The organism is Clostridium sp. 1001275B_160808_H3, assembly GCF_015550425.1.
GTDB lineage: Bacteria > Bacillota > Clostridia > Clostridiales > Clostridiaceae > Clostridium.
This window is the reverse complement of the sequence record NZ_JADNAT010000005.1, coordinates 132,204-150,128: the sequence shown is the minus strand read 5'-3', so window position 1 is coordinate 150,128 and position 17,925 is coordinate 132,204. Positions and strand designations below refer to the sequence as shown.

Below are 17,925 nucleotides of genomic sequence, written 5' to 3'. Positions count from 1 at the left end.
ATAGTCTGTAGTAAATCAAGAACTAATTAATAATATTTATTACTTAATAAAAATATATAAATATAATATTTTATTAAGTAAATCAAAATAGAGTTGCTATAATTAAAACAGCAACTCTATTATAAAAACATAAATTCTAATTTACATTATAAAAGTTAATGCAGTAGATAAAATTCCACCAATTATTAAAGATAAACTACTAAAAGCAAATGAGATGTCTGTTTCTGTTCTATAGCTTCTACCCCCTCCCATTAGTGAAAGGGCAATTGAATCTGCTGATATTGATGAAAAAATTTAATTATATATTTTTATAAATAATACTAATAAAAAGCTTTATTCTTGATTTCTATAATGCCTAATAGCTTTCTATAAAACTATATAATAAAAGTTAAACCTGCACTAAACAACCCACCTAATATTAAGGAAAATGTACTAACAGCTAGTGCTACATTTAACTTTCTATTAGATTTTTCTCTTTCCATTTTAGTAGTTTCTAAATTTGCAATAGCTGCATATTGAGCACTGTTTTGCCCAAGTCCTTGCATAGAAAGCCCCATTGGATCTCCTGATATTGACGCAAAGATTCCTACAAAAACTAATATAATACCTTCTATAAATAAGATATTTTCAAAGTTTTTATATGGTGTTACTTTAGTTATTATAAATCCTATTAATGCTGCTACCCCAAGCCAAGCTATACCCCAAAGTAAAGATTTTATAACTAAGTTAATTCTGTTATCCTTCATATTAAATACCCCCTTTTTACTATTATAGCATTATTTCCCTTTATTGTATATATTACTATATAAAATAATTATAAATTCATTTTACTTAGTGATAGAATCACCATATAATGGAGTTGGAAGTCCGAATCCTCCTGCAACTTCAATTAAATCTCCAGTAATAAAAGATGATTCATCACTAGCATAAAATACTACTGCATTTGCTATATCCTCTGGCTTTCCAACTCTATTTAATGGAACATGTCGTAAAAATCCTTTTATAAATTCCTCTGACATATTGTCCATAGCAGCATCAGTTGCTATAAGACCTGGTAATATCGCATTGCATCTAACTCCTTGCTTCGCATATTGAACTGCTATATTTTGAGTTAGTGAGTTAATTGCTGCCTTTGATACAACATATGCTACACGTGATAAATCAGGAATTACTGAACCTATAGTCGATATATTAATTATACTTCCACCTCCATTTTTTATCATATGAGGTATTACTTCTTTACAAGGTAAGTATACACTTTGCAAGTTATCTTGTACTATTCTAAAAAAATCCTCTGTATTTCCTGTAACTACATCAAAGTCTGCTTTTACATCAGTTCCTCCATAGTTATTTACTAATACATCTAATCTTTTCTCTTTATTAATAACTTCTTCTATCATAGTTTTATATGTTTCTGGCTTACTTGCATCAAAATATACTACACCCGCTTTACCACCATTTGCAATAATTTCATCAGCAATCCTCTTACCTGCATCTAACCTCCTTACAGCAAGATAAACCTTTGACCCATTATCACCTAATTTTTTAGCTATTTCTAATCCTATTCCTCTTGTTGATGAAGTTACTAAAGAAATTTTATTATCTAATCTTTTCATATGGCACCTCCGAAATATAATATCAATGTATCAAATTATATTTTGCCCATAAGCTCAATTTTTTAAATAATCATTTTTTATCAATCTTTTCTACTTTATATCCTTCTTTAATTAATCTCTCTAATATACCATTTTCTCCTCCCATAAAATCAGAGGAAATTGATACAAAATAATTTTTATCTTCTTTCATAAAGTCTTTTAATTTACCTAAGTAAATTTCATAATATTTGTTGTTTAACTCATCATTATGCTTTTTATATACATCGTTGATCTTTTGATACTCTTTCTTTTCAGTATCATTTAAGCTTTCTTCCACTGAATCAAATTTATTAAAGGCTTCTAAGTCACCATTTTTCCATAATTCTAATGACTTTATTAAATTTTCCGGCTTTATTTCTTTATAATATTTTATTAGCTTAATACTTGCATCCTCTACTTCATTAGATACAGATACCATATCAGTTAAAAGTTCATAAATATCCATCATTGGTATTTTATCTTTTTCATATTTTGATGCAAAGGCCTCTACAAAACCTTGTGGTGAATAATTCATTGAATGCCCTTCTACCTCTGAATATAACATTCGAAAATTTGAGCCTATTGGTATAGGTTTATAACTTTTTATTTGATCAAATCTCATATTTTTTTCTGATGAAATCTCTTTCAATATTTCTAAAGCTTCACTGGTTATATGCTTTTCAATACTATCATCTTTCGCATACATACTTAATTCAATATACCTATTATCTGATGGATTAGGCGTATTTACCTCAACTACTACTCCATCACTATTTTTTACAGCTTCTTGCACTGCCTCATTTAATGGATACATATCTTGAGTTCCTGCTGAATAATACCCATAAATATATAAGCTACTATTTTCATCACTTATTTTATATAATGGTCCAACTATATCAGTTGCTTCTCCATCTAAATTAAAGGCAGTTGAAGAATTATTTACAGATTTACTACCTTTAATTGAGTTAGTAGCTAAAATAATTATAGCTAAAGCTAAAAATGACCATGCTATCACTCTTTCTTTTTTAATATTAACTGCAGGTATTTTTACTTTTTTTGCTGAAATTAAATATGCAATAAATATTGAAATAGATGATACAATTAAAAACATCATTATAGTATTAAAATTCCCAACATATATTAGTAACATAAGCATTATTGTTTCATGTACACAATATACCCATAAACTCATTTCTCTTAATATATTAGAAGTTCTTTCACTTATTTCAAATTTTAAATTTAAAAGGCATAGAAATATTGCTGGAACTAGCAAAATAAGTGATATATACATATTTGTATCAATAGCTATATTATTAGCATTCAATAAATATCCTTCTATTCCAAGTAAAATAGAAAATCCTAAAACAGCATATTTTATATTCTTTATACTATTTGCTATATTACCCTTTGCCATTAAAGCTCCTATTGCAACAAAAGGTACACTAAAGGTTATTCCATTTCTTGTATTTATAAATAACATTTTATAAATATCAACTATTTTTTCTAATGGTGTATTTACAATTAACCCATAGTAACTATCCCCTAGTAGTCCTATTATATATAATAAAATACTTACTATTACTAATGGTTTTACCCAATTTTTCTTAATAAAAACACTTACAACTAATACTGATAATATTATTGCAGGTACATACCATAAACTTTCAGTAATACCTCCTATTAATATAACTTGTAATGCTTTAATGAAACCACCTTGTAACCTTACAGAAACATATGGCATAATTAACAAAACATCAATTACACCTATTATTAGATATATTTTTACTAGCCTTTTTATAAAGCTCTTAATATACCCTTGTCTATTAATATTTTTAAACATAAAATACCCAGTAGAAATAAAGAAAAACGGAACTGCAATTCTAGATATGCCCTTAGTAACAATGTCGTTAGCTGTCTGATTGATACTTCCAAATATTGAAGTATGAATGGCGATAACTAGTAAAGCACTTACCATCCTCATAATATTAACTGAATCATACCTTTGCTTAATTTCCTCCATTATTATCTCCCCTTATATTCATTAATAATATTTATTTAATATGTATATTATAGCACCTTTGTAATTATTTAACATATATTGTGATTATTTAATATATGTTTTAATTTTTAGATAAAACGATGTAGTCTCAGAACTCTATTTAATATAAAATTTATTCAATTTCGAGTAAGCTTTATTGCCTTTAAAAATTTAATCTCTCATTTTTATAAAGGATCTCACGAAACGTGAGACCCTTTATAAACCATTGATTTTACTTGATTAAAAATATTTTTGAACTCAAATGGAGATCTTTGCCTATTATTTACACTAAAAAAGGAAAGTTTGTATTATAACTTTCCTTTTTATTTGCTAATATACTTATTTTAAATAATTTTAAATAGAGATATCTAATTTTAAATCATATATTATATAATTTTAAATTAAATATTCAATAGGATCCTAAAACTATAAGACTTTAACGATATTTCTTCTTTAAGATCTATATTTACATCTTCATAAATATCATTATATCTATTAAATTTCATTTCATCAGGTAAGATTATGTCAACATCATTACTTGAGTTATTAATAATGATAAATAATTTTTCATCCATACTTTCCTTTTTATATATTATGCAATTCTTATCATCATCTACATATAGCCATTCTAAATCAACAGATTTAAAAGATTTATATTTCCCTCTTAGGATTATTAATTTTTTTATAGTTTCAAGAAGATTTTTATCTTGTTTGTCTTCTTCCCAAATCATACACCTACGATTACTATTTGTTCCTCCAGCCATTCCAACTTCGCTACCATAATAAATACTTGGTGCTCCAGAAAAAGTCATTTGAAATACATATGCTAACTTTAATATTTCTACATTATCATAGCATAATGTAAGTATTCTGGAAGTATCATGACTATCCAATAAGTTAAACATATTTTCAGAAACATTTTTAGGGTACATGAACAGTAAATTATTAATTGCATTTTTAAATTGACTAGAGTTATATTTAGGGCTATTTTCTTCGCCTTTTCCAAAATAACTCCATATAGAGCTAGTAAATTCATAATTCATCACAGCATCAAGCTGATCTCCTTTAAGCCATGGATATGAATTATCCCAATTTTCACCTAATATATATACTTCTGGATTTATATCTTTTACAACTTTTCGGAACTCTCTCCAAAAGTCATGGGAAACCTCATTAGATACATCTAATCTCCATCCATCTATTTTATATTCTTCAGTCCAGTACCTAGTTACATCTAAAAGATAATTTCTTGCAATTTCACTTGATAAATTCCACTTAGGCATAATTTGTGTAAAGGCAAAGGTTCTGTAATTTAAATCTTCCTTTAAACAATCTTTTGGAAGTCCATTTGTTAAATCTCCCTGAACAATAGGTTTGTTTTCGTCTAAAACATAAAAGCACTCATAATACTTTGAGTTCACTCCATTTTTTACTACATCTTGCCAAAATGGATGTAAAAAACCACAATGATTAAATACTGCATCAATCATTATTTTCATTCCTCTTTTATGTGCTTCTTCAACTAATAATTTGAATGTTTCATTATTCCCAAATTCAGGATCTATCTTCAAGTAATCCGTAGTATCATATTTGTGTGAGCTAGGTGATTCAAAAATTGGAGTAAAATATATTCCTGTAAAACCACATTCCTTTATATAATCTAACTTTTCAATTACTCCTTGAAGATCTCCTCCAAATTTTTTACTATATCCATCTATATCATCGCTTCCCCAAGGCAAAATATCTTTCTTATTGATAGTTGAACTATTATGAAATCTTTCAGGGAAAATTTGATACCAAACAGTATCTTTAACCCACTCTGGTGAAGAATATATATCTTCTTCATTAATGTAAGGGAAGTTGTAGTAATTTCTTAAATTATCTAGAGCTTTTTCATTTTCATTATATTTTATTATATCTCTGCACCCAACTACGTACTTTTCAGTAGAGGTCTCCAATATAAAGCAATACTTTATTCTAAGCCATGGAAAATTCTTTACTTCCGCAAACCAACAATCATATAAATCAGTAGTATATTCCTTTTCCATATTTATATATTGAACTTCATCATATCTAAACTCATATATCGTTGGATCATCCTTTTTAGGAGCCCAATTAAATGGCTCAAGTGCAATTAATGTAACTTTCGTAACATCATCCTTTGCTGTTTTAATCCTTACATGTAATGTATCTTTATCATAAGCATATGATAGTGAACTTTTTGATTCATGTATAACTGCAGCTAAATTCATAATATTTTCTCCTTTATTTCTATATCTCAGTTTTATAAATTTAGCTGTCGCACAATTTAACTTTTACTTCTTCCACTTTTCATTAAATTGCTATTTGCGACAGCTCATTAAATTATTTATTCACTTTGTACAAGTGCTTCAAAGTCTGCTTGTGCCTTCTTAGCTCCATCTTCAGGTGTTAATGCACCATCAAATACTGCACTTAATAATCCATCTGATATTGTCCAATAATATGATATTCTTTTTGAAGCTGGCATTGGAACTGCATTCTTAAATTGTTCAACGAATACGCTTAAATCTTTATCTTCTGCAAGACCCTTCACATCTGATATATCTGCTCTTGAAGTAACCTTACTAGCTTTGCTATATAGAATTTCAGCACCTTCTTTAGATGCTAAGAACTTTGCAAACAATTGGGCCGCTTTTGGATATTTAGAATAAGCTGATACGTGAGCATTTTGAACTCCACCAAAAGCTTTCATAGATTTTCCATTAATAGTTGGAAGTGTTGTTACACCAAAATTTACTCCTGCATCTTTCATTTTCTTTATAGCCCATGGACCACTTGGGTAATAAGCTGTTTTACCATTAATAAAGTTTTCATCTATAAATGTTTCTGCATTTGTCTTTAAATCTTCTGATTTCATTGGAATTATTTCTTTTAAAGCTGCTACATTAGCAAGTCCATTTTCAAAAGCTTTTGTATTAAAACCAGGATTATCATCATCATTACCATCATTTCCAAACAATTGGAATCCATCTGCACCTAAAAATGGGTACGCATTATATCCATTATTAGCTATAGTTAAAAACCAGAATTTATTTTCTGAACTATTATTAAATTCCTTAGCTTCCTTAACTATTTGTTCAAACTCCTTAGCTGGTTCTCCTTTTACTAAATCTTTATTGTATAAAAGAGCTGTTGTTTCAACTGAATAAGGAACTCCATACATTTTTCCATCATACATGGCTGCCTTAACAGCTACTGGATTCAATTCTTTTTCTAAATCTTTTACAATACTTTCATCTAATTCTGCAAATATTCCTGCTGTTCTTCCAGTATTCATAGCATCATGAGGCGCAATAAATATATCTGCTCCCTTTCCTGCTGGACCATCTAGCATAATTTTTCCCATACCATCAAGACCTATTTGCTCAACGTTTACTTTTACTCCATACTTTGTTTCAAAAGAAGATGCTACATCTTTTCCATATTCTATATCGTTTGTCCAAAAAAGAAGTTCTGCCCCATCTTCTGGTTTCATTTCTTCTGATGAACTAACTGATTCATTACTTTCTCCTTCCTCTAATTTTGAAACATCTTTACAACCTGCTAGTGAAAATAGCATCGTACTCATTAATACTAATGCTGATAATTTTTTTGATATACTCTTCATAATAAATTCCTCCATTTTATATTTAATTATTTTTTATTAACCTTTGTCAGCTCCTGAGGCAATGCCCTGAACTAAATATTTTTGGAAAATCATATATAGGATAGTAATTGGAATAGCAACTAAAACTGAACCAGCTGCAAACATTGTAAAGTGTGAACTTTCTTTACCAACTATCATAGAAAATAATCCTACAGCAAGTGTCCTACTCTTATCACTTGAAAGTAATATATTTGGTAAAACGTAATCCATCCAAGGCATCATAAATTGTGAAACTGCACAATAAGTTATTATAGGCCTTGCCATAGGAAGTATTATTTTAAAGAAAGATCTAAATCTACTGCAGCCATCAATATATGCTGCTTCATCTATAGACATTGGTATTCCATCTAGATATCCTTTAACTAGCCAAGTATTGTAAGGAATAGCCCCTACTGCATAAATAATTATCAATGATATTGGCTTTCCGACTAATCCTAAAGTTAAAAACAAAGTGTATATTGCTGTCATAGATAAGAATGTTGGAAACATTGATACTATTAATATTGTCATAAGGCTTGTCTTTTTTCCTTTAAATTTAAATCTAGACATAATCCATGCCGTAATCATTATCAAAGTAACTGAACAAACTGTATTTGCTATTGCAATTTTTAATGTATTAAAGAACCAAACTGGATAATTAGTTTGAGTGAATAAATTTTTATAATTTTCTAAGCTTAATTCTTTCGGAATTAATGTTGCAGATGATAATCCAGCCCCTTTATTAAAAGATGACATCACAATCCAAATTACTGGAACCAACACTATTATAGACATTAAAATAAGTTCAAGATGCAATAATATCGATGTTATTTTTTTTCTCATTTTTCTTAAACCTCCTTAAATGACGTAGTGTTTTTAAATTGCCAGAAAGAGAATCCACCAATTATGATAAAAATCAACACACTCATAACTGCTGCCATATTATACATTTGCTGGTCAAGTGTTAATTTATATATCCATGAAATTAAAATATCTGTATCTCCAGCAAATTGATATGAAGTATTCGCTGGTCCACCCTGTGTTAGGAAATAAATAGAGCCAAAGTTATTAAAATTTGAAGCTAAATTCATAACAAGTGGTGGTGCTGTAGCAAGCATAACTAATGGCAAGGTAATATGTTTAAATATTTGAAATTTACTTGCTCCATCTATAGCTGCTGCTTCATATAAACTTTCATCTAAATTTGCAAATACTCCAAGCATCATAACCATAAACATGGGGAATCCAAGCCAAAGGTTTACTACTATAACAGTTATCTTTGCAATTATTGGATCTGTTAAAAAAGGTATCCTTTCAGATATAAGCCCAATATCTAACAAAAATTGATTTATAGGTCCAAATTGTCCATTTAATAAATTCCTAAATACCATAAGTGATATTATTTGAGGAATTGCCCAAGGCAAAATTAAAACTGTTCTAAAAATTTTTTTGAATTTAATAGACTTATGATTTAATATTATTGCTTGTAGCATTCCTAAAAAATACGTTGAAAACGTTGCCGTAAAGGCCCAAACTATAGTCCAAATTAAAACATGAAAAAATGTATTAGACCAAACTGGCACTCTAAATAACTTAATAAAATTATCAAAACCAACCCAATCTATTAAATTTCCTGGTGGAAGATGATCTCTATTATAATTTAAAAATGCTGTTAATATTGAAAATATAATTGGCATAACTACTACAAAAATAAATGCTACAGCTATAGGACTAAGAATTATATAAGGAAACTTTTTTTCAAATATTTTCTTACCATAATCTTTTGAACTTATATATATTCCTGTTTCATCAATCTTTTTTCCAGTTTCATATGCATCTTTTGCATTTAAAAAATAAATAACTGCAAAAATAAAAATCAATATAACTGAAATTATTCCATTTATTAATAAAAGGGTTGAATGATCTCCATTTTTTACTCCTACTTTTTCTCCTAAAGTTATTAGTCCCCAAATTCCTTTAGTAAAAAAACCTCCATGCAATCTAATTTGAAAATTTTTAATATAGCCTAAAAGATATTCAATCCAATAACCACTTAACAATTCAATAGCTATAAGTATAGCTTGCATCATAAAAAACAGTAATCCTTTTATCCGTTGTTTACAGACAAAAAACTGACCACTTCCCCATACTAAGCACGATAATAAAAGCGCCTTTTTTCTTTTCATTTCCACTCCTTCTTTCTGTTTAACTTATTCGTTTAAGTAACCTGAGTATAACAATATATCCTTTTGTAGTCAATTACATTCAAGAACTTTCATACATATGTACAATTCAAATTTTCATCTAAATTTAAGTAAATTTCTAAAAGCTTTTTGTTAAGTAAAAATATTTTATTTAAAACACTTTGATATTGCACTCCTATGATATCTTCCTTATATTTGTTAAGCATCATGTTAACTTATCTCTAAAATCAGTAAAAAAATAAAAAAATGTGAACTTTGTGCAAACTCACATTTTTATTATTTCTAATATTTAAAAATTGGTTTTATATATGTAGTATTTATAATTTCCTCTTCATCTAAATTAATTAATTTTTGCATGAGTTCAACTGATTTTTTTGCTTTTTCTTTATTACTCATAGAAATTGTTTTTGTATGAGAAAATAATAAATTTGATTCTTCTGATCCAATAATAACTATTATATCTTTAGTATCTACATATTTTTCTACTTGCATTCCTAATATCTCCCCTAAAACTACGCCTCTTTTATTCTTATGCTTTTCTAAAAATCCAATTAAATCACTATCATGTTTATTTACAAATATATTTTCTTTTGGGAATCTTTCATTTACAATTTCTCTTAAGTTTTCATTTGAGTAATCTTCCATAATAATATAGGAATCTTTTTTAATCTCTGATTTTTTTTCTAATATATTAAACAACTCATTATAATCACTTAATATCTTGCAAAATATCGGATCTTCTAAATATCCATCAATAAATATTACTGGTACATAAAAATTACTTGTGAGATATTTTAGTTTACTTTTATCCATATCAATAACAAATACAGCATCTAAAGATCTTTTTTGTCCAACTTGTATATCTTTATTTGGTTCTTTAGTAGCTAAAAACACTACATCATATCCAAGCTTATAAACTTCTTTTTGAATTTCATTAGTTAAATCATAGTACTCATATAATTTACTCTTTAGATTTTTTTCACCTAAATTTATTATGATTCCAACTAAATAACTTCTTTTACTTGCTAAAGATTTAGCTGCCATGTTGGGAACATAGTTTAATTTTTTCGCTATATCAAAAACTTTTAATCTTGTTTCATGGCTAATCTTTTCTTTTTCTGAATAATTAAGAACATATGATACTGTTGCTGCAGATACACCTGCTTCTCTTGCAATATCTTTTAATGTTACCCTTCTTTTCGCCATATAAAATGACCTCCTTTAAAGCCATAGTTAAATCCTTAATCCTTATAATAATTAAACTAATTATATCATATAAAGTATTTAATTTTTTATATATTTCTACTATAAAAAGGTCATTCTTAAAGTAAATCTATTATTATTTTTTTAAAGTAAAAAGGCTAGATTAGTGTCTAAAACACATATCTAACCTTAAATTCTTTTACTTTAATATTTCTATTCTTCATAGCAAATAACAGGAGTTCCTTCATCTATATTATCAAAAATAGTTTTTGCTAAATATGACGGAGAATTTACACAACCATGAGTTCCATTTGATTTATATATTGTCCCTCCAAAAGAATATCTCCAACTTGCATCATGAATTCCTATGTTCCCATTAAAAGGCATCCAATAAATTACTTTTGCTTCATAATTTGGACCTCTTAAAGTTGCTTCCTTTTGCTTATAATTAAGCATATACGTTCCAAGTTTAGTGGAATATCCTTTCCCAGGATCTCCAGTTACCACATCCCCTTGAGTAATAAGTTCACCATCTTTATAAAACCATAAATGCTGCCTTGTTATATTGATTTCTACATAGGTATCCCCTATATCATCTGCATCTCTATTGATACCTTTTTGTGTGTATATTGGTTCTTTTTCAAGTACTGCACCAAGCTTTATATTTTCCAATAACATCTTTGTTTCTGCTACATAATTAATTTTCCACCCATAATATCCACCTTTAACCTCAACAACTTTTCCTGTAGAAGATTTAAAATTTCTTGCTATTCCAACTGTGTTATACTTTGCACTTAGCTCTAATACATAATCTTTTACTGAGTTTTCATTTATTATTACTTCTAAATCGTCATTAACACTAAGCCATTCGTTTATTCTATTTCCATCTAATACTTCATTTTTATTTCCAAATAAATATGTTATTTGGGTTGATACATACTTATTTAAAGTATCTTTAGTTGTCATTGCCTTTTCAGAGTTTATTGTGTACTCTGGATTTTCGTAGCATAGTTTCTCATTTAAATCTAATTTAGCTTCTCCTCTTAATATACTGTTTTCTATAGTTTCATATAATTTATTTTCATCTACCTTATTTCCATAAATCTCTTCAATAAACTCATATGAACCATTTGAATATTTGAATCCTACATTCTTAGGTTCAATAATATCTTTATTTAAACAGTCTAACTCTTTAATTTTATTTTTTAATTTTTCATCATTATAAATTACTAAATCATTCATATAATAGTTTTGCTTTTTAATTAATCCTACAATCCACTTTAATGGGGCTTGTACTTCTTTTATGTTAATACCACTATTGTTTTCCTTAAACTTTAGCTCTATATCCTTTCCTAATATTTCTTCTATTTTGCCATCTCTCTCTATTATTTGTAATTTATAATCACTTATGGAGCCTTTTAGTATATCCTGTGCCTCTTCATAAGTTTTTAATGATAAATTAATTCCATTTATACTAGTATTAAAGAATAAATGATTAGTAAAAAATATTGATATAAGTAAATAAACAAATATAATTGCCGCAAATATAATAATAATGTATCCTGTTATTTTATTTTCAAAAAATTCCCTTATATTAATTTTTTTCATATTACTGTATCCCTCTCATTATACTCATTTAAATTAAACATAATTTCTATCTATACTATGCTTTAATTTTTCGTTTTAAACCTTAATTAATGTTATTTTTTCCCAATAATAATATATTTTACAATAAAAATAGTAAAGTGTCGACTATGTTAACACTTTTAAATAATTTCTAATTTATATGTATATTATATATATCAATGTTTAATATAAGATGATTCCTTAAAGATTTATTATTACGTTATAGACTCATAATATTTATTAAGCACTTATAAAATTTAGTAGAAAGTTTTTCGATCTATATTCCCAATATAAATTTAAAAGGTATGAAATTAAAATTTCATACCTTCACATTAAAGTTTTAATTATTATCGATTCTATCAATATATTCTTTCATTATCTTAGCTGATGAAACAAACTTTTCTTTTTCTTCTTCTGATAATTCTATATTTAATACTTTTTCTACTCCATTTTTACCTACTATTGTTGGAACACTTAAGTATGTGTTGTTAACCCCTAAATAGTCATCTAATAAAGTAGATACTGATAATACAGTTTTCTCATCTTTTAAGAATGCTTCCACTATTCTTGTTAAAACTGCTGCAACTGAAAAAGCAGTAGCTCCTTTTCTATTAATAACTTCATAAGCTGCATTCTTAACATCATCAGCAATAACTTTTTCTGTTGCTTCATCCCATTCTATTTTTAATTGTTCTGAGAAATTTTTTATTGGAATATTTCCAATTGTTAATGATGACCATGGAACAAATTCACTATCTCCATGTTCTCCTAAAACATATCCTTGAACAATTCTTCCATCGATACCAAAGTACTTTCCAAGTAAACTTCTTAATCTTGTTGTGTCTAAAACTGTACCTGAACCAATAACCCTTTCCTTAGGAAATCCAGATAATTTATAAGTCATGTATGCTAATATATCTACTGGATTTGATACAACTAATAATATTGCATTAGGACTTAATTTTGATATTGTTGGAACAAAGCTTTTGAATATTTTATAGTTTTTATCAACTAAATCTAGTCTAGTTTCTCCTGGCTTTTGTGCAACACCAGCAGTTATAACAATTATATCTGAATCTTTGGTATCCTCTAAAGAGCCTAGTGTAACATTACAAGGACTATTTAGTGAACTACCGTGCATTAAGTCAAGAACTTCTCCTAATGCTTTTTCTTGATTAATATCATTTATAACTATTTCTCTTGCTACTTCCTTTTGTAGTAAGGCAAAGGCAGTAGTTGCTCCAATTGAGCCTGCTCCAATTATTGATATTTTACTCATATATAATACTCCTTCATCCTTTTATTTAATTTATTGTAATTTATTTCTATTATAAACTAATTACTTGGTAATTTATACTTCTTTTAGATAATTTTTATTATATAAACTATATATTTTTAAAATTAATAACTTCTTATTACTAACTAATATAATTTATAATTAACCTTTTAAAAGCATTTTTAGTTTAATTTATATATTACATTAAATAGTTTATGTATTATATACAAAAATAAATCTAGTAACTTTTGTAAAGCCACTAGATTTACTTTAATTTATTTAGCTCTAATTACTTCAATTTTATATCCATCTGGATCTGTTACAAAATAATATGAAGGTTTTGTTCCTGGAAGTCCCTTAAATGGAGTTACTTCATATCCTAAAGCTATATGTTTTTCTCTCATTGCTTCTAAGTCTTCTACTTCAACAGCAATATGACTAAAACCATTTCCTAAATCATAAGGTTTTTCAACATCATAATTATAAGTAAGCTCTATTTCATATCCACCTTCTTCATTAGATAAATAAACAAGACTAAACTTATTTTCTGGATATTCCTTTCTTCTTGTTTCTATTAAATCTAACGCTTCTTTGTAAAACTTTAATGACTTTTCTAAGTCTTTAACTCTAATACAAGTGTGTAACATTTTAACTGACATTTCTTTTCCTCCTAAATTTAATCTATTTAATTATTAATCACTATAGTAATAAAATTATTATATAATTAGTTCATTTAATTAAAATAATAATATTAATCACTAGATAATATTAATTCTTATATATAATTATATTTCTGAAATTACATTTTATCAACCAATTGTTTAATCCATAAACACTTTTTAATTTTTTAAATATATTTAAAGGTTTTCTTTTATTAATTTACTTTTCTTATATTTTATCATACAATAAATTTACATAAGTTTTTTGGAATAATTATCTAGTAAAGGAGCTCATATGAAAATAAAAAAAGTATTTTTATTATTGATTTCATTGTTAATTACTTTGAATTTTACTTCATGTAAAAACGCAAACTCAAAAGATGATGTAACTGACAATAATCCTATTGAAGAAAATATTCAATCAGATGATACAGTAAAAGAAGAACCTAAATCCCCTACTTCCTTTGAAGCATTTGGAAAATCATATACCTCTACTAAGGATATTAATGCAATAGAAAAAAGCACTAATATTTATGATGATCAAACATCTATTCATTATACTTCTGGTGAATATAAAGAAATAGATTTTATAAATGATTTATTATATGCCTACTTAAATGAAGATACTTCTATATATAACTATTTAATAACATATAGTAATACTAGTGAAAAAGGATACGAGCCTATTTCTGAAGAAGATAAAGAAAAATTAAAAAAAGATTTAGCTTCACTAAGAAGTCAAATGGAACTATCAAGTGGTGAGGAAATGGTAGTTAGGTTAGACAGAGTAACTTATGAAGGCTTAGATTCTAATACAAACTCTGGACATAGTTTTAAAATAAGAGTTGCTATTTCAAGAGTAGGAGCAACAGTAGTTCCTTGGAATTACTTTACTGTAACTGTTTTTGAAGATGGAAATAAACTTGTGGCTCACTTGTTTTAAATTAAAGAATTAAGTAATTAAGGAATGAAATAATGAAATAATTGTGGATTTAAATTTTGCAGAGCAAAACATCCTCAATTCTTTCATTTTTCATTCTTTCATTATTTTAAATATATAGGTCCATTAATATCTCATCATCGTATTCATCATTAACAAAAAAGAAATTTCTATGAACTCCTACTTCTTTAAAGCCAATCTTTCTATATAAATTTCTAGCTTTTGTATTACTTGCTTTCACCCCAAGGCTTATATTTTTTATTTTATTAGTATATTTAGCAAAGTCTATTAATGTTTTCATTACTTCACTTCCGATACCAAGACTCCAATATTCTTTTTTTACCGAAATGGCAACTTCTGCATTATGAGATATTCTTTTTCTATTTGATGCAGATATTTGGGCTATACTTACTATTTTTTTATTTATTACTCCTACTAACATGATAGAATTTTCTTGATTAGCCATATTTTCTAAATGTGATTTTTCTTGATCTATACTTAAGTGAAACTCATTTTCTCCAAATAGCAAATTATCACTTTCGCCACCAACTATATTTAAATACTCAATCATCTTTTCCGCATCATTAACTTCAGCTTTTCTTATAATTAAATTTTCCCCATTTTTTAATTTTATTTCTTTATACATAAATCTCTTTCCCCCAATTTACCTTTTATTCTTTTATTTCACAATGAATATATTCTTCAACATTATCCCAAGGAACTACAAACCCCTGTCCCTTTGAACAAAAAATAGAACTTGATGAATATTCTATATCTGCATTTTTATCGTATCCTATTTTCTCAATTGCTTCTTCTGTATTATGACATACATCATATCCATCAAATATTAAGCTAATACTGCCTTTTCCTTTAGTAAATGTAAGTATTTCCGAGCTATAATCCATAAATGTAGCTACTGGTCCTCTTCCTGTTATAGAAACTTTATTTAATTTTGTTTCTGGAGGATCAAAGCTCCCATTTAGCCTTTGAATATCAGATATAACCTTCCCCATATAATCAAGCTCTATGTCTATTTTAAATTTATAAAATGGTTCAAGAAGTATATTATTAGCCTTTTCTAATCCTTGCCTCATTGCTCTAAAAGTAGCTTCTCTAAAATCTCCACCTTCAGTATGCTTATTATGTGCTCTACCAGTTAGCAAAGTAATTTTTATATCTGTAATTGGCGAGCCTGTTAAAAGTCCATGATGATTTCTTTCAAAGATATGTGTTTTAATTAAGTTTTGATTTCCTGTAGTTAAATCATCAGCATGACACTTATTTTCAAAGGTTATTCCTTCTCCTCTTTTATTTGGCTCTATTTTTAAATGAACTTCAGCATAGTGCTTTAATGGCTCAAAATGTCCATATCCATATGTCTTATTATCTATAGTTTCCTTATACATAATTTCACAAGGCCCAAATTCTATTTTTAAATTAAATCTATTTAATGCAACTTCTTTAAGTACTTCAAGCTGAATTTTACCCATAATTGAAACTTGAATTTCTTGATGTGTTTCATTCCAAATAACATTTAATGCTGGATCCTCATTTTCTAATATTCTAAAATATCCCAAAACTTCTTTTACGTTATAAGACTTATCAAAAATAACCTTAGATGTTAATGTTGGAATCATATTAAACTTTATATTTCCCCTATTTTTCCCTGTATCTTCTCCTGGCATAGCCTTAGTGATTCCTGTTACTGCAAACACATCCCCAGCAGATATTTTTTCAACAGTAGAAAACTTATTGCCATTATAAAGTCTTATGCTACTTATTTTTTCAGTTATTTCTTCATCTAACATTCCATAAGTAATTTCATCCCTTACTTTAAGATTACCACTAATAGCTTTTATAAAAGTAATTCTAGTTCCATTATTATCGTATCTTATCTTATGAACTCTTCCTGAAAATTCTTCCTCTTCATCATAATTTGTATAAGTAAGCTCATTAAATATATTCAAAAAGTTATCTATTCCTTCATCTTGAAGGGCACTTCCACTTAAACATGGAAACACTTTATTTTCTTTTATAAGTTTTTTTAACTCATTAATCCAAATTTCTTCCTCATAATCACCATTAAAATATCTTTCTAAAAGATCTTCATTTCTCTCAGAAATAAATTCTATTAATTCTTCACTCATTCCATGAATAGAATCTATATGGCATATATCATTAGCCAAATTTTCATTAACTTCTTCAAGTACTCTTTCTAAGTCAGCCCCTGTTCTATCCATCTTATTTATAAAAATGAATGTTGGAATGTTATATTTTCTTAGCAAATTCCAAATAGTCTCTGTATGTCCTTGAATTCCTTCTACTCCACTAATTAATAAAATTGCATAATCTAATATACCTAATGCTCTTTCCATTTCTGCTGAAAAATCAATATGTCCCGGGGTATCTATAAGATAATAAGTTGAATTTCCAATTTGAAATGTAGCTTGTTCTGAAAATACTGTAATTCCTCTTTCTTTTTCAATATCATGTGTATCTAAAAATGAATTTTTATGATCTACTCTCCCTCTATTTCTTATGCTCTTTGTATGATAAAGTACTTGCTCTGAAAATGTAGTTTTGCCAGCATCTACATGAGCAAGAATTCCTATTGTCTTTTTCATTCTATCACCTTTTCTTAACTGATAAATAAGTTGTAATAAAGTCTACATTTATAT

The 17,925-nt window shown here is 27.2% G+C and carries 14 protein-coding genes; 1 reads left to right on the top strand and 13 read right to left on the bottom strand.

Annotated elements, in window-relative coordinates; genetic code table 11:
• Positions 1–374: 374 nt before the first annotated feature.
• From I2A75_RS05700 to I2A75_RS05650, 11 genes are all read right to left on the bottom strand, one after another.
• The gene (locus tag I2A75_RS05700; RefSeq protein ID WP_195263512.1) at positions 375–746 is read right to left on the bottom strand and encodes a hypothetical protein; all 372 of its coding nucleotides are present in this window, start codon (positions 744–746) and stop codon (positions 375–377) included.
• 81 nt (positions 747–827) lie between these two features.
• Positions 828–1,616 (bottom strand): SDR family NAD(P)-dependent oxidoreductase, encoded by a 789-nt coding sequence (locus I2A75_RS05695; protein ID WP_195263511.1) that lies wholly within the window; start codon positions 1,614–1,616, stop codon positions 828–830.
• A gap of 70 nt (positions 1,617–1,686) precedes the next feature.
• Entirely contained in the window at positions 1,687–3,654 is a 1,968-nt protein-coding gene (locus tag I2A75_RS05690) for an acyltransferase family protein (protein WP_195263510.1), read from the bottom strand.
• 419 nt (positions 3,655–4,073) lie between these two features.
• Positions 4,074–5,924 (bottom strand): glycoside hydrolase family 13 protein, encoded by a 1,851-nt coding sequence (locus I2A75_RS05685; RefSeq protein ID WP_195263509.1) that lies wholly within the window; start codon positions 5,922–5,924, stop codon positions 4,074–4,076.
• 116 nt (positions 5,925–6,040) lie between these two features.
• Positions 6,041–7,321, bottom strand: a complete 1,281-nt coding sequence (locus I2A75_RS05680) for a maltose ABC transporter substrate-binding protein (RefSeq protein WP_195263508.1) — start codon at positions 7,319–7,321, stop codon at positions 6,041–6,043.
• 36 nt (positions 7,322–7,357) lie between these two features.
• A complete protein-coding gene (locus I2A75_RS05675; RefSeq protein WP_195263507.1) occupies positions 7,358–8,182 on the bottom strand; it encodes a sugar ABC transporter permease in 825 nt (274 codons plus the stop codon).
• Between the two features lie 5 nt (positions 8,183–8,187).
• Positions 8,188–9,525 carry a sugar ABC transporter permease gene (locus I2A75_RS05670; RefSeq protein WP_195263506.1) on the bottom strand — a complete coding sequence of 446 codons (1,338 nt, stop codon included), beginning with the start codon at positions 9,523–9,525 and terminating at the stop codon, positions 8,188–8,190.
• 300 nt (positions 9,526–9,825) lie between these two features.
• Positions 9,826–10,749, bottom strand: a complete 924-nt coding sequence (locus I2A75_RS05665) for a LacI family DNA-binding transcriptional regulator (RefSeq protein ID WP_195263505.1) — start codon at positions 10,747–10,749, stop codon at positions 9,826–9,828.
• A gap of 210 nt (positions 10,750–10,959) precedes the next feature.
• Positions 10,960–12,354, bottom strand: a complete 1,395-nt coding sequence (locus tag I2A75_RS05660) for a L,D-transpeptidase family protein (protein ID WP_195263504.1) — start codon at positions 12,352–12,354, stop codon at positions 10,960–10,962.
• A gap of 358 nt (positions 12,355–12,712) precedes the next feature.
• Positions 12,713–13,651 carry an L-lactate dehydrogenase gene (locus I2A75_RS05655; protein ID WP_195263503.1) on the bottom strand — a complete coding sequence of 313 codons (939 nt, stop codon included), beginning with the start codon at positions 13,649–13,651 and terminating at the stop codon, positions 12,713–12,715.
• Positions 13,652–13,923: 272 nt separating this feature from the next.
• Entirely contained in the window at positions 13,924–14,307 is a 384-nt protein-coding gene (locus tag I2A75_RS05650; protein ID WP_195263502.1) for a VOC family protein, read from the bottom strand.
• A gap of 295 nt (positions 14,308–14,602) precedes the next feature.
• On the opposite strand from I2A75_RS05650, the gene I2A75_RS05645 reads away from it, so the two are divergent.
• Entirely contained in the window at positions 14,603–15,250 is a 648-nt protein-coding gene (locus I2A75_RS05645; RefSeq protein WP_195263501.1) for a hypothetical protein, read from the top strand.
• Positions 15,251–15,356: 106 nt separating this feature from the next.
• Here I2A75_RS05645 and I2A75_RS05640 read toward each other — a convergent pair whose 3' ends face one another.
• Together I2A75_RS05640 and I2A75_RS05635 are read right to left on the bottom strand one after the other, a co-directional pair.
• Entirely contained in the window at positions 15,357–15,893 is a 537-nt protein-coding gene (locus tag I2A75_RS05640; RefSeq protein WP_195263500.1) for a GNAT family protein, read from the bottom strand.
• Positions 15,894–15,918: 25 nt separating this feature from the next.
• Positions 15,919–17,871, bottom strand: coding sequence for a TetM/TetW/TetO/TetS family tetracycline resistance ribosomal protection protein (locus I2A75_RS05635; protein WP_195263499.1), 1,953 nt, complete (start codon positions 17,869–17,871; stop codon positions 15,919–15,921).
• Between the last annotated feature and the right edge of the window lie 54 nt (positions 17,872–17,925).